The organism is Streptomyces lateritius, from assembly GCF_014649715.1.
Classification (GTDB): Bacteria; Actinomycetota; Actinomycetes; order Streptomycetales; family Streptomycetaceae; genus Streptomyces; species Streptomyces lateritius.
This window is the reverse complement of record NZ_BMTO01000003.1, coordinates 33039-58193: the sequence shown is the minus strand read 5'-3', so window position 1 is coordinate 58193 and position 25155 is coordinate 33039. Positions and strand designations below refer to the sequence as shown.

The following is a 25155-nucleotide window of genomic DNA, read 5'->3' as shown; positions in this document are numbered from 1 at the left end:
GTGGTCACGGGGATGCAGGTGATCGCGCATGTGCCGATGGCTCGCGTACTCGGGAACGCCCATGCTGCTCGACACCATCCTGTACAAGCCCGACCACTCCCTGATCGACCAGAGCCTGCACGCCAAGATGGGGGTGGAGACCACGAACGGCGACGGGTTCGGCGTCGGCTGGTACACCCGGGAGGACACCACCCCGGCGCTGATCAGGGACATCGGGCCCGCCTGGAACAACCGCAATCTGCGCGAGATCGCGAATCACGTCCGCTCGCCGCTGTTCTTCGCCCATATCCGGGCGTCCACCGGCACGGCGGTGCAGCAGTCGAACTCCCACCCGTTCCGGTACGGCCGCTGGATGTTCATGCACAACGGCGCCATCGCCGACTTCCACCTCGTTCGCCGCGACCTGACGATGCTCGTCGACCCCACGCTGTTCGCGAGCATCGAAGGGACGACGGACTCCGAGGTGATGTTCTACCTGGCCCTGACCTTCGGCCTCGAACAGGACCCGCCGAGCGCCGTGGCCCGGATGGCGGGGGTCGTGGAGGACGTCGGCCACGACCACGGCGTGGACTACCCGCTCCAGATGACGCTGGCCGTGACCAACGGCGAACGCCTCTGGGCCTTCCGCTACTCCAGCCAGCGCGCTTCCCGGTCGCTCTTCTACAGCAGCCGGGTCGACGCCCTGCGCAAGCTCCACCCCGACGTCGCGTTCCTCCGCGACATCTCCGAGGAGACCCGTCTCATCGTCTCCGAACCCCTCGGCGACCTCCCGGGCGCCTGGAACGAGGTCCCGGAGAGCACGTACGGCGTCGTCCAGCCCGGCACGGACGAGATGCGCCCTTTCACCCCCCAGCCGGCATGAGGATGGAGGGAGCGTGGCTACAGCGCGTCGACGGCGCTCACCTTCCAGCCCTGCGGGGTGTGTACGAGCGTCATCCTCACGCGGTTGAGGTCGAGGCGTGGTGTCGCGACCTGGGTGCTGGTGGTGACCTGGTTCATGAAGAGCAGGACCACGACCTTCTCCGGGGAGGCCGACACCACCGACGCCGCCGGGGCCGCGTCCCCTGTCGGGGGCTTGGCGACCGTGGCCTTGACGACGCCGTGGTACGTCCTGGCGGTGGGGGCGACCACGGTCGAGGTCGTCTTCCCGTACTCGTCGAGGAACGGTCCGGTGAGGTGGGCGCGGGCCGCGGCGAAGTCGCGGTCCAGGTGGCGGTAGTCGTACGACAGGATCGCCGGGGCCGCCTTCCGGGCCTCGGCCAGCGCGGCCGTGCGGGCGGCGGCCGTGCGGTCGGCCTCGCGGTACCGCAGACCGAGCGTCGCCGTGGCGGCCACGGCGAGCACGACCAGGGCGGCGAGTACCGCGCCGAGCGTGCCGGGCCGCCTGACCGGCCGTACGGCGCTCTCGGCAGGCTCGGTCCGTTCAAGGACTGGAGTCGCCGCGGGCCGGCCGTCGTTCGACCGGCGCGTACGTTCGGCGCGTTCGGCGCGCTTGGCGGCAGCGCGGACGGTCGCGGATCGGAGGGTCTGGTTCGCCACGGTGGATCTCCTGTCAGCCGACGAATTCGACGTTGGACGTCAGCCAACGACCGTCCTCGAGGACAAGGTCGAGCTGAAGGCGGTAGTTGCGGGAAGTGCCCTCCGGGGCCGTCACGTTGGTGACCTTGCTGTCGGCCACAACCAGCACGCGGGCGGACCGGTCGTCGGCCCGGACGATGCCCGCGTCGAGGACCTGCCCCTCGGAGACCGACTTGTTCTCGGCGACGATCTTCGTCAACTCCCTGGTCTGGGCCGCGAACTGCTTCTTGAAGTCCCCGGTCGCGCCGTTCAGGACGTTCTCGCTGTCCCGGCCGTAGTGCCGGTGGTCCAGCGAGGTGAAGTTGAGCGCCGACTGGCGGGCGGCCGCCAGGATGTCCTGGTTCCGCCGGTCCTCCTCATGGCGTTCGTACACCTGCGCGCCGAGCCACGCGGAGGCGGCCGTCAGGACCACGGCCAGGACGCCCAGGACGGCGACGGCCCCGCGGTGGCGCAGCGGCCGGGCCACGCGGGCGAGGAGTACACGGATCATGCCGTTCATGCCATGGGTCCCACGAGCAGCCATTGCCAGGAGTCCTTTCCGAAGACGGTCTGTGCCCCGCCCGTGGAGCCGATCCGCACGGGCTTTCCGGAGTGCGAAGCGGGGGCGGGAGCGGGGGCGTTCTGGGCGCCCCGCACGGATGTCCCACTGCCGCGTGGGGCGGCACAGTGGGCGTCGGTGTTCGCCCGGCGGTGGGAGGTGTCGGCCGGGTCGCGGCGCTGGGTTCCGTACCCCTGACGGCAGGGCGGCGGATCGTCGGCGTTGACGACGAGACCGAAGTGGGTGGTGCCGTCACCGGGGACCACGGTGTAGCTGCCGGAGACCACGACGGGGAAGGTGACCAGCGTCTGCTCCACGCCGGGAAGACGGGCGAGCGTGATCTGGCCGCCGCTGATCAGGTTGCCGAGCAGGACCGGGAGGTGTGGCCGGTTGTCCCGCATCAGCGACTCCACCTCGCGGGCGGCGGAGGTCCCGTTGCCCATCAGGGCCCGGAGGTCTCCGTCGCTCGCCTTCAACTGGGCGGTGAGCGCGGCGAGATCGCGGGAGAAGGAGGTGATCGAGGAGCCCTGGTCGGCCTGGGTCTTCAGGACCTTCCGGGAGTCCTCGATCAGGGTGATCGTCTCGGGAAGCGACCCCGACGCCGACTCGACGAGCGCGTTCCCCGAGTCCACCAGACGGGTCAGATGCGGCCCGGTTCCGGAGAACGCCTCGCCCAGCTCGTCGACGGTGATCCGCAGGTCCCGCTTGTCCACCGACCCGACCAGCCGGTCCAGGCTCAGAATCATCTCGGTGGCCGGCACCGGCACCCGCGTGTGGCGGCGCGGGATGGTGCCGCCGTCCCGTAGTGCGGGGCCGCTCGCGGAGCGCGGCTGGAGGTCCACGTACTGCTCACCGACGGCCGAGCGGTTCGCCACCACGGCGAGGCTGTCCGCCGGGATCCTCGGGGAGTCCTCCAGGACGAGCGCCGCCGACACCCCGCCCGACTCCGTCAGCCGCAGGTCGCCGACTCGGCCGACGGGTACTCCCCGGTAGGTGACCTCGGCCCCCTCGTAGATGCCTCCGGAGTCGGCGAAGTCGGCCCGTACGGTGTATCCGCGGTCGAGGAGACGGTCGACGATGCCGGTGTACTCGGCGCCGACGTAGGAGACACCGACCGCGGTGACCAGCGCGAACGCGAGCAGTTGTGCCTTGACCGTACGGGTGATCACGGGACCAGTCCCTTCATCAGCAGCTCGGCGAGCGCGAGGTCGACGCCGGGCGGGAAGCGGCTGTCGCCCTGCGGCCGGAACGCGACGGGGTCGGCCGGGGAACAGAGCGGCAGGCAGCCGAGGTCGGCGTCACCGCCGCCGCCCGTTCCCGGGGGCACCGGCGTGCCGGGGGTGCGGGAAGGCGACGGGGTCCCGGGCGGCTCGGGGGCGGGTACGCCGGGGAGCCCGGGGGCGGGGAGACCCGGCAGTCCCGGCACCTCCGGCGGCCGCGGCTTTCCGGGCAGTGCGGGTGTCCCGGGATTCGTGGGGGTCCCCGGACGCGCGGGTTCGTCGGCCAGATTTCCGTACACGCCGCGGAGGTCGAGGTCGGCGGTGACTTCGAGGTTGACGTAGTCGCCCTTGATCGCGTCGACGACGTTGCGCGGGAACGGGTAGGTCGTCAGCAGCTCCAGCGCGTTGGGCAGGTCGGAACCCGCCTTGTTCAGCTGCCGCAGGATCGGCTGGAGCGCTCGCAGGTTGGCGATCAGGTCGGCGCGCGAGGCCTCGATCACCTTCGTGCCGGTCGTGCCGAGTGCCGAAAGCGAGGTCAGCATGGTGGTGAGCTTGGTCCGCTGGTCGGCGAGCACCTTCAGGGCGGGCGGCACGGTGGTCAGGGCCTGGGCGATCGTCTCCTTCTCCTTGGCGAGGGTCGCGGAGAGCTTGTCGATGCCCTCCAGCGCCCGGACGATCTCCTTCTTCTGCGCGTCGAGGCCGCCGATGAAGGTGTTCAGCTCGGTCAGGAGGGACTTGACCCGGTCCTCGCGGCCGTCCAGGGCCTTGTTCAGCTCCGTGGTGATGGTCTTGAGCTGGGCGACGCCACCGCCGTTGAGCAGGGCCGACAGGGCCGAGAGGACCTCCTCGATCTCGGGGTTGCGGCCGGAGCGCGACAGCGGGATCCTCGCGCCGTCGGTGAGCCTGCCGACCGGCTTCTCGGCCGGCGGCGCGGACAGCGACACGTACTTCTCGCCGAGCATGCTGGTCTGCCGCAGCTCGGCGATCGCGTTGCCGGGCAGCGTGACCGACCGGGCGACACGCAGCCGCACGCGCGCGTGCCAGCCCACCAGTTCGACCTTCTCGACCGCGCCGACGGTGACGTTGTTCACCTTCACCGTGGACTGCGGTACGAGATCGAGGACGTCGCGGAACTCGACCGTGACCCGGTAGCTGTCGCCGTCGGCGGCCGCGCCGCCGGGCAGGGGAACGTCGTGGAGGCCGTTGAACTCGCAGCCGGTGGTCAGCAGGAGTGAGCCGGCGGCGGCCCACAGCGCGGCCTTTCGGGGAGCTCTCATGTACGGGCCTCCAGGATTCCGCCGAGGGTCTTGTCCGTCGAGGGCGCTCCGGCCGCCGGAAGCGCCGCTCCGGTGACCGGGTCGGCCTCGGGCAGATCGGGCAGGGAGTCGAACAGTTTCTTCAGGTTCTGACAGTCGGCGGCCTTCCCCCCGGCCTCCTCGCCGGTCGTCTTCAACAGCGAGCACAGCAGGTCGGCCGGGTTGTGGAGTTGCTCCGGGTTGCCGCGGGTGTCAAGCGTTCCGGAGGCCGGGTTGTAGGCGTTCTGGAGGTTGGAGAGGCCGGCGGGGGCGACCTCGAGGAGTTCTTCGAGGGCGGCGCGCTGGGTGACGAGCACGCCGGTCACCTTGGCGAGGCCCTTCACGTCCGCGGTCAGCGCCTTCTTGTTCTTCTTCACGAAGTCGGACACGTCGGCGAGCGCCGCCGCCAGGTGGGTGATCGCGGCGGCGAGGTCCTTGCGCTCCCCGGCGAGCTGTTCGGCCACCTTGGCGAGGCTGGCGTTGAACGACCGGACGGAGGCGTCGTCGGCTGCCAGCGCGGCGGTGAAGACCTGAAGGTTCCGTACGGTCCCGAACAGGTCCTGACGGCCGTCGGACAGGGTGGTGACGGCCTGCGAGAGGTCCCGGACGGTCTGGTGCAGCTGCCCGCCCTGGCCCTGGAGGTTGTCGGCGCTGACGGCGAGCAGCCGGGACAGCGAGCCGTCCTTGTTGGCACCCTGGGGACCGAGGGCGTCCGACGTGGTCCGCAGGCTGTCGAAGACGCGGTCCAGCTCGACGGGCACGGCGGTGCGGTGCAGGGGGATGACGGCGCCGCTCTCCATCGCGGGGCCGCCGCGGTGGACGGGCAGCAGCTGGAGGTAACGGTCGCTGACCACCGACGAGTTGATGATCGCGGCCTTGGCGTCCGGCGGGACCTTGTGCTCCGCCGCGTACTCCAGCACGACGCGTACCCGGTCCCCCTCCGGCACGATCTCCTTGATCTCGCCGATACGGACGCCGAGGACGCGTACGTCCGAGCCGGGGTAGACGCCGACCGTACGGGGGAAGTACGCGGTCACCCGGACGGTGTCCTCCCGCGACAGGTGGACGACGGCCAGCACCGCGGCCACCACGAGGAGCGTCGCCAGTGCGACGCGGCGAACGGTCCGCCTGGTCATCGTGACCCTCCTGGGCGTGGGGCGACCGGCGTGGGGGCCACCAGGTTCTGGATGTAGCTGTCGAACCAGCGGCCGTTGCCGAGGGTGTTGGTGAAGACCCGGGCGAAGGGGGCGAGGAGCTGGACGCTGCGGTCGAGACTCGCCTGGTTGCGTTCGAGCATGGCGACCACGGTGTGGAGCCGGGTGAGGGCCGGCCCGATCGCCGCCCGGTTGTCCCGTACGAGACCGGAGAGCTGGAGGCCGAGGGCGACGGAACTCCGCAGCAGGGCGTGGACGACCTGGCGCCGCGCGTGGATCTCCCTGAACAGCTTGTCCCCGTCCTTGACCAGCGTGGTGAACCGGCCGCTGCGGTCTGCCAGTACGCCGGTGACGCCGTTGGCGTGGTCGAGCAGTTCCCGTAGCGCCTCGTCGCGGGAGGCCACGGTCCGGGAGATCTTCGACAGGCCCTGGAGGGAGGCCCTGACCTCGGCGGGCGAGTCCTCGAAGGTGGCGGAGAGGGTGTCCAGGGCGGTGGCCAGGCGCTGCTTGTCGATCTTTTCGGTGGTGGTCGTGAGGTCGCTGAACGCCTCCACCACGTCGTACGCGGGCACGGTCCTGCTCAGCGGGATCTCGCTGCCCGGCTCCAGCCTGCCGGGCCCCTTCGGCTCCAGGGCGAGGTACTTCGCGCCCAGGATCGTCTTGATACGAATGGAGGCGCCGGTCCCGGTCCCGAGCTCCGGGTCGCCCTCGACCCGGAAGGTCACCTTGACGTGGTCGCCGGCCAGTTCCACCTCGTCGACCTTGCCGGTCTTGACGCCGGCGATCCGGACCTCGTCGCCGGGCCGCAGGCCGCCGGCTTCGGAGAAGGCCGCGCTGTAGGTGTCTCCGCCGCCGATCAGCGGCAGGCTCTCGACGTTGAACGCGGCGGCGATCAGCAGCGCGAGCGTGGTGAGGCCGGCGGCGCCGATCGTCACGGGGTTGCGTTCGCGGAAGGGGATCATCGTCCGCACCTCGCCCGGGCGACGTGGAGTTCGGGGGTGATGACCTCGTCCGTCCTCGGCAGCACGATCCGGCCGTCGAAGTCGCAGAGGTAGAAGTTGAACCAGGAGCCGTACGACGCGGTGGCGGTCAGCTTGTCGAGCTTGTTCGGCAGCCGTCGCAGGACGCCCTCCACGGTCTTCTCGTGGTCGCCCAGTGTGCCGGTCAGGCGGGCCAGTTCGGCGATGTCGGTCTTCAGGGGCGGCCGGGCGTCCTTGAGGAGGCCCGATGTCGCCGCCGCCAGAGCGTTGATGCCGGCCAGCGACTCACCGATGGGTCTGCGGTCCGCCGAGAGACCGGAGATCAGCCGTTGCAGCTGTGTGATCAGGTCGGAGAAGCGGGTGCTGCGCCGGTCCACGGTCGTCAGGACGGTGTTGAGGTTGGTGATGACCGACCCGATCAGCTTGTCGCGTTCGGCCAGCGTCGTGGTGAGCGAGGCGGTGTGCGCGAGCAGGCTGCGGACCGTGCCGCCCTCCCCCTGAAGGGTCTTGACGATCTCGGTGGCGAGCTGGTTGACGTCCTCGGGGCTCAGCGCGGCGAACAACGGCTTGAAGCCGTTCAGCAGCGCGTTGAGGTCGAGGGCCGGTTCGGTGCGGGAGAGCGGGATCCGGCCGCCGGGGTCGAGCCGCGTGGCGTTCCCCGCCCCTTCCGTGAGGGCGATGTACCGCTGCCCGACCAGGCTCCGGTAGCGGATGACGGCGCGGGTGGTGGTGAGCAGGGGGCGGTCACGGGAGACGGTGAAGGTGACCTCGGCCAGGGTCCGGTCCTTGACCCGGATCTCTTCGACCTCTCCCACGCGGACGCCGGCGACCCGGATGTCGTCCCCTTCCTCCAGGCTGGTGACGTCGCTGAAGACGGCGGTGTACGTCTCCTTGGGGGTGAAGGAGAGGTTGACGATGGTGGCGGCGAGGACGGCGGTCGCCGCGATCGTCACCACCGCGAAGATGCCGAGTTTGGTCAACTGGGGCGCTGTGGAGCGGGCGTTCATGCGTGACTCACCGCCGTTCCGCGGGCCAGCGGGCCGAAGAGCAGGGTGGCGACGGCCGGGACGTCGTCGGCGGGCACGCCCATGACGGGTGCCACGAGCGAGGCGACGGCGCGGTGCTCGGCCGAGGTGCCGGACACCGGACCTCCTGAACCGGGCGACGCCGACGTGCCGTCGTCGAGCTTGGTCGGAGGCGCCGGTACGTGGGGATGGGGCAGACCTCGGCAGTTCGGGCCTGAGCGTTCGGCATAGCGCGGTTCCTCGCCGGGTCGGTACGGGGGTCGGGGACGGACGAACTCCAGGGTGATGCGCATCTTCCCGCCCCTGAACGCCTCCTCGGACGCCGCTTCCTGGCGTACGAGACCGGCCAGGAGGCACGGGTACTCCGGGGAGTAGCGGGCGAAGAGGGCGAGCGTGGGGCGGGAGACGCGGCCCAGGGTGATGAGCCGTGCCGCGTTCTCGTCGAGCACGCCCTTCGTGGTCCTCGCGGCGGCGGCGGTCGAGCCGAGCAGCGAGGCGAGCTGGTCCTTCTTCTCGACGAGCGTGCGGCTGGTGGTGAGGGTGTTGTCCAGGATCCGCAACAGGTCGGGGGCGGCCTCGCCGTACACCTCGGCGACGTCCGCGAAGCGCGAGATGTCCTCCTTGAGGGACGGCATGTGCGGGTTGAGCCGGCGCAGATAGGCGTCGAGGCGGGTGAGGTTCTCCCCGATGTCGTCGCCGCGCCCTTCGAGTGCCGTGGCGAACGCGGACAGGGTGGCGTTGAGCTCGGCGGGCTGCACGGTACGGAGCAGCGGCAGCAGGTCGTTCATCAGCCGCTGGACCTCGATGCCGACCGTGGTGCGGTCCTGGGTGATGACGTCACCCGCGCGGATGTGCCGCGCCGAGGACGTGCCGGGCGGCGCCACCAGATCGACGTACTTCTCACCGAACAGGGTCTTCGGGAGCAGCCGGGCGTGCACGTCGGCCGGGATGAGGGAGACGTGCTCCGGCTTGAGCGCGATGCCGAGTGTCGCCTTCGCGCCGTCGGCCCGCACCTCGCGGACCTCTCCGACGAGGAGGCCGCGCAGCTTGACGTCGGCGCGCGGTTCGAGCTGGTTGCCGAGGGTGTCGGCCTCCAGGGTGATCCGTACGACGGGGGTGAACGCCTGCTGGTAGACGGCGACGGAGAGCGAGAGCAGCAGGGCGATGAAGGTGACGAAGACGATCCCGTACAGCCTCAGTCTGATGGTGCGACGCATCGGCCCTACCCCGCTATCCGTACGGTCGTGTTGGCGCCCCAGATGGCCAGGGAGAGGAAGAAGTCGAGGAGGTTGACGGCCACGATGGAGGTCCGCACGCCGCGGCCGACGGCGACGCCGACACCCGCCGGGCCGCCGCTCGCGTGGTAGCCGTAGTAGCAGTGGACCAGGATGATCACGAGGGCGAAGACGATCACCTTGCCGAAGGACCACAGCACGTCGACCGGTGGCAGGTACTGCTGGAAGTAGTGGTCGTAGGTCCCCGCCGACTGCCCGTAGTAGCCGGTGGTGATGGTCCGGGCGGCGAAGTACGAGGAGAGCAGCCCGACGACGTACAGGGGGATCACCGCCACGAAGCCCGCGATCATCCGGGTCGTGACCAGGAACGGCAGCGACGGGACGCCCATCACCTCCAGCGCGTCCGTCTCCTCGCTGATCCGCATGGCGCCGAGCTGGGCGGTGAACCCAGCGCCGACGGTGGCGGAGAGCGCGAGCCCGGCGACGAGCGGCGCGATCTCCCGGGTGTTGAAGTACGCGGAGAGGAAGGCCACGAAGTTGGAGGTGCCGAGCTGGTTGAGCGCCGCGTACCCCTGGAGGCCGACCTCGGTGCCGGTGAAGAAGGAGAGGAAGGCGATGACGCCGACCGTGCCGCCGACGACGGCGAGCGCGCCGCGGCCGAAGCTGACCTCGGCCAGCAGCCTCAGGACCTCCTTCTTGTAGCGGCGCAGGGTGCGGCCGGTCCAGGCGAGCGAACGCCCGTAGAAGACCAGCTGGGTGCCCAGCTCCTCCAGGGAGCGCAGGGGGCGATGGAGAAGTCCTCGCACGTCCGACCTCTCAACCTCTCTGCGGGACGATTTGGAAGTACACCGCGGTCAGCACGAAGTTCGTCACGAACAGCAACATGAAGGTGATGACCACGGACTGGTTCACGGCGTCGCCGACGCCCTTCGGACCGCCTTTGGCGGTCAGCCCCTTGTACGAGGCGACGATCGCGGCGATCGCGCCGAAGACCAGCGCCTTCAGCTCGGCCGCCCAGAGGTCGGAGAGCTGGGCGAGGGTGGTGAAGGAGGCCAGGTAGGCGCCGGGGGTGCCGTTCTGCAGAACGACGTTGAAGAAGTAGCCGCCGGCCACGCCGACCACCGAGACGAGGCCGTTGAGCAGGACCGCCACGAGCATGGTCGCGAGCACGCGGGGGACGACGAGGCGGTGGATGGGGTCGATGCCGAGGACCTCCATGGCGTCGATCTCCTCACGGATCTTGCGCGCCCCGAGGTCGGCGCAGATCGCGGTGCCGCCGGCCCCGGCGATGAGCAGGGCCGTGACGATGGGGGACGCCTCGCGCAGGACGGCGAGCACGGAGGCGGCGCCGGAGAACGACTGGGCGCCGAGCTGGCGGGTCAGGCTGCCGATCTGGAGGGCGATGACGGCGCCGAAGGGGATGGAGACCAGGGCGGTGGGCAGGATGGTGACGCTCGCGACGAACCAGGCCTGCTGGATGAACTCCCTCACCTGGAAGGGGCGTCGGGGGAGGGTCCGCAGGACGTCCAGGGCCATCGCGAAGAGGCTGCCGGAGTGGCGCAGGGCGCCGGTCGGGGAGAGGCTCATGCGTCCGCCACCTGCCGCTTGCGGAGAACCGCCTCGCGGTCGGCGATCGCCTGCCAGCGGGGCGGCCGGGTGACGCCGGCGCTCGGCAGCAGGCGCGGGGTCATCGCGGGCTGATCCTCGTCCCCGCCGTCGAGGCCCGCGAGCTCCTGCTCGACCTGGGCCGCGTCCTTCTCCTCGGCCATGCCGATGGGCCCCTGCATCCGGCCGTTGAGGAACTGCCGTACGACCGGCTCGTCGCTGGTGAGCAGCTGCTCGCGCGGGCCGAACATCACCAGCTCGCGGCGGAAGAGCAGGCCGATGTTGTCGGGGACCTGCCGGGCCGAGGCGATGTCGTGGGTGACGATCAGGAAGGTGGCGTCGATCTGCGCGTTCAGGTCCACGATCAGCTGGTTGAGATAGGCGACGCGCACCGGGTCGAGCCCCGAGTCCGGCTCGTCGAACAGGATGATCTCCGGGTCGAGCACCAGCGCCCGCGCCAGCCCCGCCCGCTTGCGCATACCGCCGGAGATCTCGCCCGGCAGCTTCTCCTCGGCGCCGATCAGACCGACCATGTCCATCTTCTCCAGGACGATCCGTCTGACCTCGCTCTCCGGCTTGCGGGTGTGCTCGCGAAGCGGAAAGGCGATGTTGTCGTAGAGGTTCATGGACCCGAACAGGGCGCCGTCCTGGAACAGGACACCGAAGAGCTTGCGCACCTCGTAGAGGTCGTGCTCGCGAAGCCGGGTGATGTCCTGCCCGGCGATCCGGATCGATCCGCGTTCCGGCTTGAGCAGACCCACGAGCGTCTTCAGGAACACCGACTTGCCGGTGCCCGAGGGCCCGAGCATGACGGACACCTCACCGGCGGGCAGCGTCAGCGAGACGTCCTGCCAGATGACCTGATCCCCGAAGGATTTGGTCAACCCTTCCACGTGGATCTCGACACCCATCCGGTTCACCCTTCAGCGGGGAGCAGCTCGTACATCTGCTCTACGGCGAGGGGCGCCGGGTCCGTCGCGGGAAATCGAAGATTTTTACGTGGCGGACATCAGGGGTGCGCGGGGAGGCGCGGCAGGGCCGGCGGCAGCGGTGGCAGCGACGCGGCGGGGGTGGCCGACGGGGAGGGCAGCGAGGCCGGCACCTCCGGCAGGGGGACCTCCGGCACGGCCGCCGGGGGCTGGGAGGGCACCGCGATCCGCAGCGGTACAAGCGTCGGCGTCGGCACCACCGGTGTGAGGACGGTGGGTGAGGCCTTCGCGTGCGGGCGCGCGGAGGGAGCGGCAGCCGCGGAGGAAGGTGACGAAGAGGCGGAAGCGGAGGAAGCGGAGACCGGAGAAGCGGAGGGAGGCGCGGGCGTGACGGCCGGTGCGGCGTACCCCGCCTTCTCCTCCCCCACCTCCTCCGAGGTGGCCGGGCGGGCGGGCCTCGGGGCGTCCCTCTCGTACGTGAAGGGGGCGAGCAGGCCCACCACGGCCAGGGCCGCCGCCGCCGACGTCGCGGCGAGGGCCTGGACGTGGACACCCGCCGGGCCGGCGTGCCCCGCCTGATCCCGCCCGCGCCCGATGAGCCACAGGGCGAGCGCGAGGGTGCCGGCCAGCGAGTTGCGCAGGGTGCGCCGGGCCCTGGCCAGCAGGGACTCGACCGCCCTGCTGCTCAGCCCCATCTCCCGGGCGATCTGTTCGACGTCCCGGTCCTCCGACTTCAGCCGGAGCGCCTCGGCCTGGCGGGCGGGCAGTTCCCTGCTGCGGTACGCCACCCACCGGGCCTCCGCCCGGTCGCACACGACCTCCTCGACGGGGACCGGGCCGGGGGCCATGAGCTTCGGAGCGCTGCCCACCTCGGCCTCCCGGCGGACCTGCCGGTGCCGGTCGACACAGAGCCGCATGGTCACGGTCGTCAGCCACGCGCCGAGCCGCGCCTCGTCCAGGTGGGTGTTCTGCGCGCCGCGCAGCATGGCCTCCTGGACGGCGTCCTCGGCGTCCTCGGCGCTCATGGACCTGCGGCGGGCCACCTTGAGCAACTGCTCACGATGGCTCCACATGCGCTGCCACCGCAGGTGGGCCGTGTGGTCCCCCGGTCCGGTCGAGTGGGAGGGATGCATGTCCGTCGTCATGCCCGGGGAGGTTACCGCCGAGTATCGGCTGTTGGGAGGGGGGTGTACGCGAGTGAGGCCTAAACGTTGCCGGGGAGGGCGTCCGGCTCCGTCGGTACGCCGCCGGTGGGCAGCCCCACGTCGGGGACGGTGATCCGGGACGGAAGAGGCTTCGGGGCGGACGGGGAGGGCTTCGGCGACGAGGGCGAGGACGACGGCTCGGGCGCCTCCGGGCGCGAGGGCGAACGCGTAGGCGGCGAGGGCGAGGGCGTGGGTGAGGGTGAGGGTGACGCCCCGCCGGTACGCGAGCCCGAACTCGTACCCGTACCCGTACCGGAATCCGTACCCGAGCCGGCGCCGCCCGCGTCCGGAACCACCTGGTGGCCGCCCCTGTAATAGCCGTACCAGGCGAGGACGACCCGCAGGTACGCCCGGGACCGGTTGTAGGAGAGGATCGCGCGTTCCAGGTCCAGGGGCCGGGAGAGGTCTCGGGCGCCCGCGCACAGATAGCCCGCCGCCGCGAGCGCCGCGTCGTGGACGTTGTGGGGGTCGGACCGGCCGTCGCCGTTGCCGTCGGCCCCCCACCGGGCCCAGGTCGAGGGTATGAACTGCATCGGTCCGACGGCGTGGTCGTAGGACGGGTCGCCGTCGTGGGCGCCGTCGTCGGTGTCGCGGATCAGTGCGAAGCCGCGACCGTTCAACTGCGGCCCGATGATGGGCGCGTACGTGGTGCCGTCCGCGTCCACCCTGCCGCCCCGCGCCTGGCCCGACTCCACCTGGCCGACGGCGGCGAGCAGTTGCCAGCGCAGAGCGCAGCCCGGGGCGCTCCGCGCGAGCGCCGCCTCCGCCCGCCGGTACGCGGCGAGGACGGTGGCGGGCAGCGCCCCGCGGCCGGTCACGAAGCCGGAGCCCTCGGCGGAGCGCGCCCCGGGCACGGAAGGCTCGGACGGCACCGGGTTGTGCACCCGGAGCGGGGGCAGCTCGCTGAAGTAGTACGCGTCCCCCGGAGTCTCCGCGTCCGACGCCGCACCGACCTGCGGCGCGGCGGCCCGCGCCGCGATCCCCGGCGCCTGCGACCCGGTCAGCGCCGCCAGGGCCGCCGCGACGACCGCCGTGGCCCCGACCCGCCTGTGTACTCGTCCCGTAATCTGCCGCGCCATATGTCGGTCCCCTCCCCATCGCTCGGCTCCTGCCGTCTGCTCTACGGGGCGAGGGGACGCGTCCGTCGCACGCGTCACCGGATTTCTTCCGACGCACGGCCCTGATGCCGCAGCCGGACCCGAAATCGATCAAGAGGCCACCGCTGCCGCCGAGCCTCCCCAGAACGATCAAGGGGCCGTTTCAGATTGCTCTGAAACGGCCCCTTGATCTGCGACTCTTTCGAGTCGGGACGACAGGATTTGAACCTGCGACCCCTTGACTCCCAGATGGCTGCGCCAGGGCCACAATTGGGACATGTGCCGCTATTTGAGGACGGCTAACGTGCATGAACACACGTGCCGTGCACCAGCGTGCGGCAATGCTGGTCCCCACGTGGTCCCCAACCAGGCGTCACCTCCACTGCTCGACTCCCCGGCGAGATGGGAGCCACCTCCCTCGATTGTGACACTCGCCACTCGCTCGGGTGAGCTGAGCCGTGTGCTGCGGCGGGACGCGCAGCCCGGTCCGGCCGTCGGCACGATGGCCTGTCCCGTCACTCGATCGGCGAAAGGCACACCGCGGTCCTCAGCCGTACGACAGGCTGATGCGGCACCCATCCGACATCCCGAGGGCAGGAGCGCACGAGCGTGTCCGCGAGCGTTGCAGCACAGAACGAGGCATCCCTTCCGACGGCCCATGACGTTCCGCTCGGCCCCCTGGCTGGTATGGACGTACCACTGTGGAAGGCAGCTACCGGTGCAGTGCTCCACCTGTCGGCCGACTGCAGAGCGTTCCGGGTACCTCCCCAGCGTGCCGGGGTCAGTCTGCGCGTTCCGGACCGCGACAGCATGGCCGACGTTCCCGAGCCGGGAGGCTGCCAGAGCTGCCCCAACCCGTTTCCGGACTACTACACCGAGGCCCGCCACCTGGTCTCACGCATGGAAGACCTCGGCAAGCTGGCCGCTCGCCTCGAGGCCGGACACGACCTGGACGCCTACTGCGGGGTGCTCACGTTCGGGATGCGCGGGCCGGGAGGGCGTGACCCGAAAGACGCCCACCGCCTCCTACGCAAACCGCTCGCGGCCCTGGCAGCGGCCCGGGACCGGGTGGCGGAGCGCCACGCCCACAACTACCGCGGCGGGGAGGCCACGGAAGAACTCCTGCTGATCGGCACGGCCTCACTGCTCCACTCCGACTTCCATCGTCGCCGGCCTGGAAAGTTCCGGCTGCCCTGGCAGGAGACCTGGGAAGAGATCTGCGAAGAAGCCCTCGAGGCACAGGAACTGGAGAACCCTTCGTCAGACCAGCTCCGCTACGACTACCGGTACGGCTTCGACCGGTGGTGCGAGAAGTGGCTCACGGCCCTCATGGACCTCTCCCATGCCGAACAGCACGACCGTCCTTCACCTGTCGCGGCCCGATGGGCCCGCGCCCACGACGTGCTGGAGCATGCGATCAAGCGTGATCTTCAGGACGAGCCCTGGGCGGTGCGGCTGGCCGACCGCCTGCACCACACCGGCCGAGGATTGGTGGCCGGCATCGCTGCGCCGATGGCCGATCGGGTGGTCGTGGCCTACGACGGGCGCGAGGTGATCGATCTGCCTTGGGCAGCCCAGGAACTCCTCTGGGTTCAATACCCGGGCGGTGTCCGCGAGACAAGCCGTAGCCAGCACCACCTGACCGCCCTCCCCCGGCTCTTCACCCTCCTCGACGGCCTCTCACGCCGCTCCCTCGACGTGATCGCCGACACCGACTGGCACGACTCACCAACCGTCTACCAAGAAGCCATCGACAACGTCCCGAAGGCTGCCTTCTCCCCCGACGCCCACTGTTGGTGGAACACCAACGCAGCCGGTCGACTCCCCCACCTCCTGGCCACGGCCCGCGCCGACGCCGCCTCCGCCCGCCGGCAGGCCCAGAGCGCCCAGGCCCCGTGGCGATAGCCACTGTCAGGGGCCTTGGCAGCGTCAGGTGGTCGCCAACACAGGCGGTGAAGTCCTCACCAGCTGCACGTCGAGCGTCGGGGAACCTTGTCCGCCGAACCAACCACCTGGGCGGCTCACGAAGAAGTCCTCTGGATCCATCGGCACCCCTGTCCTAGGTACGGATGGACCCGACGTGCCACAGTGCGCGCTCATGCGCTCCCTGCCGCGCCGGGGCTCATTAGGCCATCCTGCTGACATGGCGACCCTCCCGAAGGCTCCATGCCCCTCTTGCTCCGTTCCGCACGCCTTGCTGCCTACCAAACGCATCGGGTACGGATCGGTCAAGGACCACAAGACCGAGCCCCGGGCACTGGTGCTGTGTCCGGGCAGCATGGTCCACGTCGCTTACGCCGAGGCGCGAGCGTGGCAGCTCGAGTTCGAGCGCGCACAGCAGGAGGCAGCGGCGCCGGCCGCGGTGGAAGAAATGCTCTTCGAGGGATGAGGATCGGACAGCCCCGCCCATGCAACTCATCACAGAACAACAAGGGGCTCGCGAAAGTCACGAACGACGGCGCCTGCCGTGAGTGACCGAGAGGCGTCGCTGCATAGCAATGCTCAACCTGAGCGTCGGGTCGCCGGGGCCGTTGTGGTTCACGAGGGTCGCGTACTGCTCGTACGGCGACGAGTTGCAGAGGGCCAGCTCTCATGGCAGTTCCCGGCGGGCAAAGTCGAACCGGGCGAGTCCTGCGAGGAAGCGGCGGTCCGCGAGACGAAGGAGGAGGCCGGCCTGGACGTGGTCGCCGTTGTTCGGCTGGGCGAGCGGGTCCATCCAATCACCGGTCGGCAAGTGTCGTACACGGCCTGCGAGGTGGTCGGCGGGACCGCGCATGTGGCGGATGCTGATGAAGTCGCCGAGATCGCCTGGGTGACCCTGGCGGAGATCCCGCGGTACATCCCGTACGGACTCTTCAAGCCGGTCCAGCGACACCTGGACGTCGTCCTTCGATCTTGACCACGGCTACCAGGATGGAACGCCTCGGCGCCCCGCAGCATGGGCATGGTGCCTCTCATGGCAGCCCACACACCGGTCAGGTTCCAGGACCCATGGGCACAGTAACCCCATTCCTCGAAAGGGCACTCCGCTGGAGCATCCCTCGCCTCAGAGCCGTAGGCCTCCGGCGCACACGCCGTTCCGTCACAGCCTGGCGGAGGGAACGAGGGCGTTGTCACCTGTGCCTGACACCACTCTCTCCTAGGTGGCGCGGTCCACGACGCGTTCAGCGATCGTCCGCAGCGAGGCTTTGACCGGCTCCGGCATGGGGGCGCCGTCGATGGCTTCGACGGCGTCGCGGTGGCGGCAGCGGATCACGTCCTCGACGTGGGCCTGTGCTCCGGTCGAGGTGATGACCTCCCGCACCCTTGCCGCTCCGGCACCGTCCAGCTTCGGGTTTTCCACCAGATTTAGCAGGATGCGGTTCTGGCCGGGGGTGGCGCTATGCCGGGTCAGCGCCATGAGGACGGTGTTCTTGCCCTCCCGCGGGTCGTCCAGGACGGGTTTGCCTGTCTTCTTCGGGTCGCCGAACACCCCGAGAAGATCGTCGCGCAGCTGAAACGCTTCCCCGAGAGGCAGAACGATCAAGTCGCGAAGGAGCTGAAGTCTGGAGCGGTCGACGCCGTCATCGTCTGGGACACCGAGGAGGAACACCCGGCCGTCTGGGACGGTATGGCGGCCGGCCGTAGCAACTCTGGGGGCGGGTTCAGACGCCGGGCTAGGTGCGGGAGACGGTCAAGGACGCGTCAGACCACCAGGCCCGACTCCCCCAGCCCGTAGCAGGGAAGTCGGGCCCTTCTGCGGAGATGTGCGGTGTCATGGCGGCGCAACCGGCCCAGCCATCCCCGGATGCCCCGATGCCGTGCACCAGGCGACGGCAGCACGGCGGCTGGCTGGTCGAGCCGGGCTGAGGCGGCCCGGCACCCGTTCTCGTGAACCTGCCGCGCACGCCTGGGCGTGTCCGCAGATGCGTCCTCAGGTAACGAAGATGCCTGCATAAGCTCCCCGGCATGGACATCGTGATCCCGCTCTTCAGGCTCTTCGAGCCGCTCGACGCCATCGGCCCGTACCAGCTCCTGGCGAACGTCCCCGACGCCCGGGTGCGCTTCGTCGCGCCCGAACCGGGGCGGATCGCCGACGTGCTGGGCGCCATGCGGGTGGACGTGCCCAACCGGTACACGGAGGTCGAGTCCTGCGACGTGCTGCTCGTCCCGGGCGGTGCGGGGGCGCGACTGATGCTGAACAACACGGAGTTCATCGACTGGGTGCGCCGGATTCACCAGACGACCCGCTTCACCACCTCGGTCTGTACCGGGGCGCTCATCCTCGGGGCAGCGGGGCTGCTCGAGGGGCAGACCGCGACCACCCACTGGATGGCGATGGACGACCTGGAGACGTTCGGCGCCACCTACACCGCGGAACGCGTCGTCCGGCACGACAAGATCATCACCGCGGCCGGGATCTCCGCCGGTATCGACATGGCCCTGGGGCTGTGCGCGTTGCTGAGCGACGAACTCACCGCCCGGGCCATTCAGCTCCTCACCGAGTACGGCCCCCAGCCGCCGTACGACAGCGGCTCCCTGGCCACGGCGACGCCCGAGGTCGTGGCCCGGGCCCGGGAACTCGTCAGCGGCGGCTGAGCCCGCTCAGCTCCAGCGTGCGCGCGGCAGCTCAGTTTTGGCCATCAGCTCCCACCTCGTAGGACCCGCATGCCGGCCCCTCCACAGGGAGTCCGCATCATGAGTTCGCCGAGTTTCTTCACCCAGGCCGGGAACTTCGCCAGCGCGGTGGCAGGCGGAGTCGACCAGCGTACCGGCCAGTTCACTGCCCGGATCACACTGGGCAGGCCACTTGGTCGGCAACCGCAACCTGGGCCCCGCTCTGCCCCTGGAGCTGAGCTACTCGCGGGGCCGCTGGCTTTCAGGGGAGCTCTGGTACGGATCACTATGACCAACCGGATCCCGGACTACAGCGGTGTCGAAGTGGGTGTCCGCAACGCTGATGGCGATTCCTGGAAAACGGCTGTGGCGGAAATTTCGTGATGGTCATGGCGGCTGGGCCAGGACGAGGGTCCGCAGGAGAGCGAACGACGCCCTGCCGTATGACCGGCGTTTGCTCAGCTTGATGCGTATGACCTGGCCTTCGATGGCGCCGGAGCTCCAGGGGAGGGTGAGGCCGTTGACAACAGCGTCCCAGTCGTTCTGGAGGAAAGCGGCGAAGCCCTGGACTGGTGAGGGGCCCTGGTCGAGAGCTCGGGTCATCCAGCTTGCGAGGTCCTGACCGCGGCGTTCTCGGGCGATGGCGCTGAACGATCTGGCTGTAGCGGTCGACCCGCGGTGTGGACAGCCTGCCCGTCTCGAACGGCTCTTCCGGCAGCGGCGCCAACAAGTGGCTGCTCGGCCGCGAAGTACTCGCCGATCAGACGGCGTCATCGACCGACCCGCCGTGAACGCCGGCCTTACCTTGCCCCACCCCGAAGGCGTCAACACCCGCACCAAGAGGATCAGGCGACAGATGCACGGACGTGCCGGCTTCAATCTCCTCCGCCACCGCATCCTCCTACGCTGACGGACGCCCAGCGCTACCACCGATTACGTGACAGGGCCGACGATTACAGTCCCACGGGCAGGTCAGGACGCCCTCTTCACCGCGAGGAAGCTCGCTGTCTGTCCGGCTTAGCGAGGTTGGCGCCGCTGCCGTGGTCTTTGGCACGAAGGACGGTTCCGGCGAGCGTCATCCGCTGCCCACTCCCGTCGGCCAGTGCCGGAGGACCACGCCGTCGTACTCGTAGTGGAAGTCTTCGATCGGGGTTCCCGGAACCCCCTCGCCCGTGAGCGTGATTGCCAAGGGCGTCCCGTCCGCCTGCCCGACCATCTCCATCGCCAACGGTTCCACGCCCGCCGGCGCTGGGAAGACCAGCAGACCGCTCACACTGCCCGCCGAAGTGGCTGTCAGCCTGAGTTCCAGTTGAGCGAACCTGAGATCGTTGAAGTCGTCGATGGGCTCCGGCCTGTCGAGGAAACTTCGATAGGTGTAGGTGCCTGTGAGGTCTGTCGCCTGCACTGTCCCTCCTCGGTCATGCCGCGATTCCGGGTGAGCGGATCGACGACAGGGTCCGTGATGGATCGCCCGTCGGTTTGGGAAATCCGGGCGAGCGATCCGTAGACGTGTTCAGTGCTCCTGGACGCCGGTGTTGTCATGGACGAACAGGGCCCGGGTGTCAGAGGCGCTGTAGCGTTCCTTGAGCTCGAAGTCATCGGCTGTACCAGCTACCGGGGAGTCGGGCGGCTCGAAGTACAGGACGTAGGTCTTCGCCGTGTCGGACTCGCTCTCCAGTTGGAGCCAACCTTGGTAGCCCGCGGCGGGAAACGTGCCTACCGCCTTGACCGTGACAGTGCTGGGCGAGCGGTTGACCGTGATCACGGCGGTACCGAGCTCCAGGCGCTTGAGACCGCCCTCCTTCCAGCGTCGGAAGAGATCGATCCACTCCTGTGGCCACGGCCCGCCGAAGGCTGTCGGCGGCATGGTCCCGGCCTCCAGACGGTCGAGGATGTGCTCGGCGTGCTCGACCACCTCGTCGTACGACCAGAGGTTCAGCCCGTGGGGGATCATGTGGTCGCGGTCGGTCGCGGTGAACATGGGCCGGATGTGCAGCTCGTACACCGGGGTGCGCATCAGGAGTAGACCTCCATGCGCACGTCCGCGAAGTCGACCTCGTCGATCGGCGGCAGGGGATGCGGGGGCAGCCCTGTCGCGCTGGGCGCAGGGATGAACTGCAGGGTGAACACCAGGTCGCTGTCGTCCGCTCCCAGCGACTCCAAGACGGGTGTCACGTCGAAGCGAGCCTTGCGGGAGACGTGGTGGTGGTCGTCGTGGCCGTTGTGGCCGCCGTGCAGGTGCTGGTGAGATCGCCACAGGGCCACGTACCCAGCTCCGAACCGACGTGCGAACTCGCCGTCGTCGGGCTGGAAAGGCACGTCGGACGGATGGAGGAAGGCGCGCAGCATGTAGCTTCCGGTGTTCGGCACCTTGAGCTCGTCGAGTCGCACGCGCAGTTGCCGCCCCTTGGTCTCGGGCACCTTGAACCCGAGTTGCACGACCTCCTTGTCACGCAGTTCGGTCACGATGTCGACGTTCGCGTCGAGCGGTGAGAGCAACTCGGTCGCCAGAAGCTTGAGCGGCGCCGGGGGCACCGGCGACGGGGGCGCTCCGAAGGCCGCCTTGAGCTGCTCCGTGTACTCGTACTCGTAGTCGAGGTCCGCGATGTCGGTGAATGCGGAGATCTTGTTCTTGGGCTGCGAGGCGAACCCCAGCAGCACCTCGTCCGGCGACGTCAGGGCCGGCATGCCGTTACGGCGCTGCCATTCCGCCCACATCAGATCGATGAAGGTGTGGAAGCTGAAGTAGATGGGGTCCTCGGCCGCTGACGAGGGGTTTGCCATCGCCCCGCCGATGTAGAAGCCGTGCATCCTGTTGTGCGGGCCCCCTTCGAGCCGTCCGTCGTCTCCGGAGAGGTCCCCCACTGGATAGCCGGCGAACTCCTTCTGATCCGTCTCCGTCGTGACGATCTCCAGCGTGTCCGGTGGCAGCAACGCTGCTGCGGAGCTGCGCGGGGCCTTCAGGCCGGGCTTCTTGAACGCGAGGGGAAACTTCTCGGGGGTCTGTTCGCTGATCCAGTCCCAATACGGAATGGTCACGTTCTGGGTGCGCGGTGGGTCGGCCTCTTGGAGAAGCTTCTCGAAGTAGTACAGATGCGCCCGGTGCCACGGCAGAAAGCGGTCACTGTTGTGCTCGCATCTGATGGCGACGCCGTCCGGTCCCACGAAACCGTTGTGCAGCGCCGCCTGGAATGCGTAACCGGTAGGATCGTCCTCGTTCACCTCCGATCGCTGCCGCAGGATGTCGAGCGCGTGAATGTAGTCGTCCAGTTCCGCGTCGGTGAGTGCGTTGATGTCTTTGCGAACCGTGGGCATTTTGCCTCCATTGGGGGGACAGACGCAGCGGGCAGGCCGCTGTTATCTTCAGGTGCCAGACTCAGAGGTTCGGAAGGACACCGCAAGCCAGCGGCGCGTCCGGAGTAGTCAGTACTTCCGGGAATCGACTGAGAGGGCCGCACACTCGGCCTCGACTCAACCATCGTGCTCTGGTTGGGCGGGCCTGGCACGGTCCTACGCATCCATGACCTCGGCCGCACCCCGTCGGCCCATTGAGCGCCTCGGCGGGGTTTTCACCTGTCAACTGCTACACGATCCACCGACATTGAGGTGGACTGCCGGAAAAATCGCCTGCCAAATCCTGCGGTCCGAGTCAGGACTGACTCGGCGTCGCTGGTGCATGCCCATCGGCGTTCGCTTCAAAGTCAGGATGCTCGCGTCACCCGTGAGGGTGACCGAGGGTGCCCGGCGGCAGGGATCAGTCCGGCTGACTCCGGGCCGCGGACCCCACCTCAGCCCGGCGCGTGGAGACGTACGACCCGTCAGCGCGAAGCCGTGCACACCGCATTGGCGCACTCGCCCGACTTCGTCTCCGTCAAGGCGCTGCACGCCTCACTGATCGAGACAGGGGCGCCTACGGGCCTGACCACGGTGTATCGCGCGCTCCAGGCCCTCGAACGCGCCGGGCAGGTCGACATCGTCCGTGACGAGGCAGGGGAACGCCTGTACCGGATCCGCTCCGCGGGCGAGCACCGCCACTACCTCATGTGCCGCGACTGCGGCCGGAGCCACCCGGTCGACACCGAAGTCGTCGAACGCTGGGTCGCCGACGTACCGGCGGCATCCGGCTTCACCGAGATCCACCACACCCTGGAACTCACGGGCGTCTGCGCAGACTGCCGACGCCCGTCCGCAACCGCCTGCTGACGGGAACGGCAGCGCATCGGGTGCGGCGCTCCGACTTCTAGCGCGCAGCCGGAGACGAACCCGCTCCTTCTGGTCGAACGAAGACGCGTTTCCCGTCTGAGAGATATCGACGCCCCAGCGAGTCATCGAGGTCGGTCGCGGTAACTCGCGGCCCCTTCTTGACGACCACGAACGCCCACCCCGACGGGGGGCAGTGGCTGTCTCATGTCCATACTCCTGACTCGCCGCACGGGCTCCTTAGCCCGTTCTGCCCGCCGGTGGTGCGATGCGAGCGACCAGCAGGGCGATGTCATCGTCGGCCGAGCTGGGCACGAGGCGGGCAAGTAGGGAGTCGCAAAGGTGATCGAGTGACCTCTGGGGTTCGCTGAGCAGGCCGGTCAGCTCGGTGAGGCGATCGTCGAGGTCGCTGTCCCGGCCTTCGATGAGGCCGTCGGTATAGAGGACGAGGAGGCTGTCGGCGGGCAGCGTGGCTTCGGCGGTGGTGAAGTCGACTCCGCCGACGCCCAGGGGCGCGCCGGCCGGGGCAGTGAAGAGGTAGGCGCTGCCGTCGGGCTCCAGGACTGCGGGGGGCGGGTGGCCGGCGCGAGTGATGGTGCAGTGCCCGGTGGCGGGGTCACAGACGACGCAAAGGAACGTGGCGAGCATCGGCTCGGCGAGGTCGGCCAGGGCTGCTTCGAGCTGGTGGAGCAGGTCAACAGGGGCCATGTCGAGGCGTGCCAGGGCTCTCACGGTCGCCGAGAGGCGGCCCATCACGGCTGCTGCGGCGATGCCGTGTCCCATCACGTCCCCGATGACGAGAGCGGCCTTGCCGCCGGGCAGGGGCAGGACGTCGTACCAGTCGCCGCCGACCTCGTTGATGTCGCTCGCGGGCAGGTAGCGGTGGGCGATCTCGATGCCGGGCGGCGGTGTGACGTGTTGCGGCAGCATGCTGCGCTGGAGGACGACGGCGGTCTCGTGCTCGTGCTGGTAAAGGCGCGCGTTGTCGATGCTGACAGCGGCGCGGGTGGTGAGTTCGCCGGCGAGAGTGACGTCCTCGGACCCGTAAGGGTCCCCAGGCCGGGTGCGGCAGAAGGTGGCGACGCCAAGGACGAGGTCGCGGGCGATGAGCGGCACCATCATGAACGAGTGCACGCCCTTGCTGAGCAACTGGCCGGGCACGGCGGAGTGGCGGGCCGCCGGCGCGATGGTCTGCTCGTCGAGGTGGGCGATCAGGAACGGCCGGCGGGCCCTGAGGGCCTGCGTGTAGGGGGCCCCGGCCGGGAAGGTGAGCGTACGGCCGAGCGGGGCGAGAAGACGCGTGATCGCGGAGCCGGTCAGAGGTGCCTTGCCCAAGCGCCGTACAGCGACACCGCGGGCCAGCCCCGGGCCTGGTTCGTCTCCGCGGGCGAGGGTGTCCAGGATGTCGACGGTGACGGCGTCAGCCAGCTGCGGAACAGCCAGATCAGCCAGTTCCTGCGCGGTGCGTTCCACATCGAGACTGCCACCGATGCGGGCGCTGGCCTCGCTGAGCAGAGCGAGCCGGCGACGCCCCGCCTCCGCATCGACATGGTCGCGATGTTGGGCGGTGATGTCGACGAGGGTGGCCACTACACCGATCGGCTGGCCGGTCGGGTCTTCCATCCGCACGTAGGAGCACGACCAGACGTGGTCGTGCTCCGGGTCGGCCGGTGTACGACCTGTGCGGTGCCTGTCCAGAACGGGCTCTCCGAAGGCCAGGGCCTGGCGCATCGCGTCCTCTATCTCGCCCGCGTTGACCTCGGGCAGCAGCTCGGCGAGGCGTCGTCCGACATGCGCGGATTCGGCCAGGCCGTTCATCTTCTCCAGAGCGGCGTTGACCCTGAGGAAGCGCAGCTTGGTGTCGAGAAGCCCGATGCCGACCGGCGAGCGGGCGAACAGCCCGTCCCAGACTGCCGAGGTTCCGCGGATCCGGCGAGTCGTGTGAGCGTCGGCGGCGAAGATCAGCACGGCTGAGGCGCCGCGGTGCCGGTCAGGAACGGGGCAGGCCCAGATCTCCAGTTCCAGGGGGTAGTCGTCGTGGTGCCAGGCGGTGACTGTACCCATCACCCCGCGTCCGCTGGATGCCGCCTCCCACAGTGAACGGCCCAGGCTGCGGTCGGCCCCCGGATGGAGGAGGTCGGCGATGTGCCGCCCCACCACGTGCGGCGGAGCGTAACCGAGGAGCTCCTGAGCGGCATGGTTCCAGCGCACCACTGTCCCGTCAGCCGCCGTGGCCACTTGCGCCACCGCCAAGGAGCCGAGCCAGCCACCGGCGTCCTGCGCGGCCCCGATGATCAGCTCCTCGATCGGCAGTCGCTCACTCATCCGATGCCATCCCTCGGCGCGCGCCGTGCCGCCGCATGAGTCGCGGCTGCGGCCTCCATGCCTCCATGGTCGCCCTCGGCACCGCTTCGCGCCCCCGGGTACACCAGCAGCGAGCGCTCTTGCCGTTGATAATCCTGGTCGCCGCTGCGTCGAGGCCCGCTCCAAGCTGAAGG

Annotated in this window: 25 protein-coding genes; 6 read left to right on the top strand and 19 right to left on the bottom strand. The window is 69.5% G+C overall.

The genetic code is table 11. The features are described from left to right. The first annotated feature begins 28 nt into the window (after positions 1-28). Entirely contained in the window at positions 29-862 is an 834-nt protein-coding gene (locus IE136_RS06700) for a class II glutamine amidotransferase (protein WP_158992347.1), read from the top strand. A gap of 17 nt (positions 863-879) precedes the next feature. Here IE136_RS06700 and IE136_RS06695 read toward each other — a convergent pair whose 3' ends face one another. From IE136_RS06695 to IE136_RS06635, 13 genes are all read right to left on the bottom strand, one after another. Beyond that, positions 880-1539: a hypothetical protein gene (locus IE136_RS06695; protein ID WP_158992345.1), complete on the bottom strand. Its 660-nt coding sequence runs from the start codon at positions 1537-1539 to the stop codon at positions 880-882. Between the two features lie 13 nt (positions 1540-1552). After that, complete coding sequence (locus IE136_RS06690) at positions 1553-2068, bottom strand: Rv1363c family protein (protein WP_229818675.1); 516 nt, start codon at positions 2066-2068, stop codon at positions 1553-1555. 5 nt (positions 2069-2073) lie between these two features. Next, positions 2074-3285, bottom strand: coding sequence for an MCE family protein (locus IE136_RS06685; protein ID WP_158992343.1), 1212 nt, complete (start codon positions 3283-3285; stop codon positions 2074-2076). Next, positions 3282-4613, bottom strand: a complete 1332-nt coding sequence (locus tag IE136_RS06680) for an MCE family protein (RefSeq protein WP_189599799.1) — start codon at positions 4611-4613, stop codon at positions 3282-3284. The genes IE136_RS06685 and IE136_RS06680 overlap by 4 nt, the downstream gene beginning before the upstream one ends. Next, on the bottom strand, positions 4610-5767 hold the full coding sequence (locus IE136_RS06675; RefSeq protein WP_158992339.1) for an MCE family protein: 1158 nt from the start codon (positions 5765-5767) through the stop codon (positions 4610-4612). The genes IE136_RS06680 and IE136_RS06675 overlap by 4 nt, the downstream gene beginning before the upstream one ends. Next, entirely contained in the window at positions 5764-6747 is a 984-nt protein-coding gene (locus IE136_RS06670; RefSeq protein WP_158992337.1) for an MCE family protein, read from the bottom strand. The genes IE136_RS06675 and IE136_RS06670 overlap by 4 nt, the downstream gene beginning before the upstream one ends. Beyond that, the gene (locus tag IE136_RS06665) at positions 6744-7772 is read right to left on the bottom strand and encodes an MCE family protein (protein ID WP_158992334.1); all 1029 of its coding nucleotides are present in this window, start codon (positions 7770-7772) and stop codon (positions 6744-6746) included. The genes IE136_RS06670 and IE136_RS06665 overlap by 4 nt, the downstream gene beginning before the upstream one ends. Then, positions 7769-9007: an MCE family protein gene (locus IE136_RS06660; RefSeq protein WP_158992332.1), complete on the bottom strand. Its 1239-nt coding sequence runs from the start codon at positions 9005-9007 to the stop codon at positions 7769-7771. Before IE136_RS06660 ends, IE136_RS06665 begins: the two co-directional genes overlap by 4 nt. Before the next feature lie 5 nt (positions 9008-9012). Beyond that, positions 9013-9831 carry an MlaE family ABC transporter permease gene (locus IE136_RS06655; RefSeq protein WP_158992330.1) on the bottom strand — a complete coding sequence of 273 codons (819 nt, stop codon included), beginning with the start codon at positions 9829-9831 and terminating at the stop codon, positions 9013-9015. A 10-nt stretch (positions 9832-9841) separates the two neighbouring features. Continuing rightward, a complete protein-coding gene (locus IE136_RS06650; RefSeq protein WP_158992328.1) occupies positions 9842-10612 on the bottom strand; it encodes an MlaE family ABC transporter permease in 771 nt (256 codons plus the stop codon). Next, entirely contained in the window at positions 10609-11541 is a 933-nt protein-coding gene (locus tag IE136_RS06645; protein ID WP_158992326.1) for an ABC transporter ATP-binding protein, read from the bottom strand. Before IE136_RS06645 ends, IE136_RS06650 begins: the two co-directional genes overlap by 4 nt. 98 nt (positions 11542-11639) lie before the next feature. Then, positions 11640-12704 (bottom strand): RNA polymerase sigma factor, encoded by a 1065-nt coding sequence (locus tag IE136_RS06640; protein WP_229818674.1) that lies wholly within the window; start codon positions 12702-12704, stop codon positions 11640-11642. Between the two features lie 59 nt (positions 12705-12763). Next, the gene (locus IE136_RS06635; protein ID WP_189599798.1) at positions 12764-13843 is read right to left on the bottom strand and encodes a lytic transglycosylase domain-containing protein; all 1080 of its coding nucleotides are present in this window, start codon (positions 13841-13843) and stop codon (positions 12764-12766) included. Positions 13844-14671: 828 nt separating this feature from the next. Here IE136_RS06635 and IE136_RS06630 point away from each other — a divergent pair. From IE136_RS06630 to IE136_RS06620, 3 genes are all read left to right on the top strand, one after another. After that, positions 14672-15766, top strand: a complete 1095-nt coding sequence (locus tag IE136_RS06630) for a hypothetical protein (protein ID WP_189599797.1) — start codon at positions 14672-14674, stop codon at positions 15764-15766. Between the two features lie 238 nt (positions 15767-16004). Next, a complete protein-coding gene (locus IE136_RS06625; protein WP_189599796.1) occupies positions 16005-16250 on the top strand; it encodes a hypothetical protein in 246 nt (81 codons plus the stop codon). 78 nt (positions 16251-16328) lie between these two features. Further along, complete coding sequence (locus IE136_RS06620; RefSeq protein ID WP_229818673.1) at positions 16329-16760, top strand: NUDIX hydrolase; 432 nt, start codon at positions 16329-16331, stop codon at positions 16758-16760. A 240-nt stretch (positions 16761-17000) separates the two neighbouring features. Here IE136_RS06620 and IE136_RS06615 read toward each other — a convergent pair whose 3' ends face one another. Further along, positions 17001-17453: a polyprenyl synthetase family protein gene (locus IE136_RS06615; protein ID WP_189599795.1), complete on the bottom strand. Its 453-nt coding sequence runs from the start codon at positions 17451-17453 to the stop codon at positions 17001-17003. Between the two features lie 356 nt (positions 17454-17809). Between IE136_RS06615 and IE136_RS06610 the strand changes: the two genes are divergently transcribed. Continuing rightward, complete coding sequence (locus IE136_RS06610; RefSeq protein WP_189599794.1) at positions 17810-18439, top strand: DJ-1/PfpI family protein; 630 nt, start codon at positions 17810-17812, stop codon at positions 18437-18439. Positions 18440-18844: 405 nt separating this feature from the next. Here the strand turns inward: IE136_RS06610 and IE136_RS36680 are convergent, their stop codons facing one another. From IE136_RS36680 to IE136_RS06590, 4 genes are all read right to left on the bottom strand, one after another. Further along, positions 18845-19060, bottom strand: coding sequence for a transposase (locus tag IE136_RS36680; RefSeq protein ID WP_189599793.1), 216 nt, complete (start codon positions 19058-19060; stop codon positions 18845-18847). Between the two features lie 472 nt (positions 19061-19532). Further along, entirely contained in the window at positions 19533-19862 is a 330-nt protein-coding gene (locus IE136_RS06600) for a hypothetical protein (RefSeq protein ID WP_189599792.1), read from the bottom strand. Between the two features lie 108 nt (positions 19863-19970). After that, positions 19971-20474, bottom strand: a complete 504-nt coding sequence (locus IE136_RS06595) for a hypothetical protein (protein ID WP_189599791.1) — start codon at positions 20472-20474, stop codon at positions 19971-19973. Beyond that, positions 20474-21772 (bottom strand): tyrosinase family protein, encoded by a 1299-nt coding sequence (locus IE136_RS06590; protein ID WP_189599790.1) that lies wholly within the window; start codon positions 21770-21772, stop codon positions 20474-20476. The genes IE136_RS06595 and IE136_RS06590 overlap by 1 nt, the downstream gene beginning before the upstream one ends. A 438-nt stretch (positions 21773-22210) precedes the next feature. On the opposite strand from IE136_RS06590, the gene IE136_RS06585 reads away from it, so the two are divergent. Beyond that, a complete protein-coding gene (locus IE136_RS06585; protein WP_189600006.1) occupies positions 22211-22660 on the top strand; it encodes a Fur family transcriptional regulator in 450 nt (149 codons plus the stop codon). Between the two features lie 237 nt (positions 22661-22897). On the opposite strand, the gene IE136_RS06580 is transcribed toward IE136_RS06585, so the two are convergent. After that, positions 22898-24982, bottom strand: coding sequence for a SpoIIE family protein phosphatase (locus tag IE136_RS06580; RefSeq protein ID WP_189599789.1), 2085 nt, complete (start codon positions 24980-24982; stop codon positions 22898-22900). Positions 24983-25155 lie beyond the last annotated feature (173 nt).

Excerpts from the sequence above, each read along its gene's own strand:
- IE136_RS06625 (WP_189599796.1), top strand. The coding sequence starts at position 16,005 with ATGGCGACCCTCCCGAAGGCTCCATGCCCCTCTTGCTCCGTTCCGCAC.
- IE136_RS06700 (WP_158992347.1), top strand. The coding sequence starts at position 29 with ATGTGCCGATGGCTCGCGTACTCGGGAACGCCCATGCTGCTCGACACC.
- IE136_RS06590 (WP_189599790.1), bottom strand. The coding sequence starts at position 21,772 with ATGCCCACGGTTCGCAAAGACATCAACGCACTCACCGACGCGGAACTG.
- IE136_RS06665 (WP_158992334.1), bottom strand. The coding sequence starts at position 7,772 with ATGAACGCCCGCTCCACAGCGCCCCAGTTGACCAAACTCGGCATCTTC.
- IE136_RS06690 (WP_229818675.1), bottom strand. The coding sequence starts at position 2,068 with ATGATCCGTGTACTCCTCGCCCGCGTGGCCCGGCCGCTGCGCCACCGC.
- IE136_RS06630 (WP_189599797.1), top strand. The coding sequence starts at position 14,672 with ATGGCCGACGTTCCCGAGCCGGGAGGCTGCCAGAGCTGCCCCAACCCG.
- IE136_RS06610 (WP_189599794.1), top strand. The coding sequence starts at position 17,810 with ATGGACATCGTGATCCCGCTCTTCAGGCTCTTCGAGCCGCTCGACGCC.
- IE136_RS06595 (WP_189599791.1), bottom strand. The coding sequence starts at position 20,474 with ATGCGCACCCCGGTGTACGAGCTGCACATCCGGCCCATGTTCACCGCG.
- IE136_RS06635 (WP_189599798.1), bottom strand. The coding sequence starts at position 13,843 with ATGGCGCGGCAGATTACGGGACGAGTACACAGGCGGGTCGGGGCCACG.
- IE136_RS06650 (WP_158992328.1), bottom strand. The coding sequence starts at position 10,612 with ATGAGCCTCTCCCCGACCGGCGCCCTGCGCCACTCCGGCAGCCTCTTC.
- IE136_RS06675 (WP_158992339.1), bottom strand. The coding sequence starts at position 5,767 with ATGACCAGGCGGACCGTTCGCCGCGTCGCACTGGCGACGCTCCTCGTG.
- IE136_RS06580 (WP_189599789.1), bottom strand. The coding sequence starts at position 24,982 with ATGAGTGAGCGACTGCCGATCGAGGAGCTGATCATCGGGGCCGCGCAG.
- IE136_RS06640 (WP_229818674.1), bottom strand. The coding sequence starts at position 12,704 with ATGACGACGGACATGCATCCCTCCCACTCGACCGGACCGGGGGACCAC.
- IE136_RS06645 (WP_158992326.1), bottom strand. The coding sequence starts at position 11,541 with ATGGGTGTCGAGATCCACGTGGAAGGGTTGACCAAATCCTTCGGGGAT.
- IE136_RS06660 (WP_158992332.1), bottom strand. The coding sequence starts at position 9,007 with ATGCGTCGCACCATCAGACTGAGGCTGTACGGGATCGTCTTCGTCACC.
- IE136_RS06680 (WP_189599799.1), bottom strand. The coding sequence starts at position 4,613 with ATGAGAGCTCCCCGAAAGGCCGCGCTGTGGGCCGCCGCCGGCTCACTC.
- IE136_RS36680 (WP_189599793.1), bottom strand. The coding sequence starts at position 19,060 with ATGACCCGAGCTCTCGACCAGGGCCCCTCACCAGTCCAGGGCTTCGCC.
- IE136_RS06670 (WP_158992337.1), bottom strand. The coding sequence starts at position 6,747 with ATGATCCCCTTCCGCGAACGCAACCCCGTGACGATCGGCGCCGCCGGC.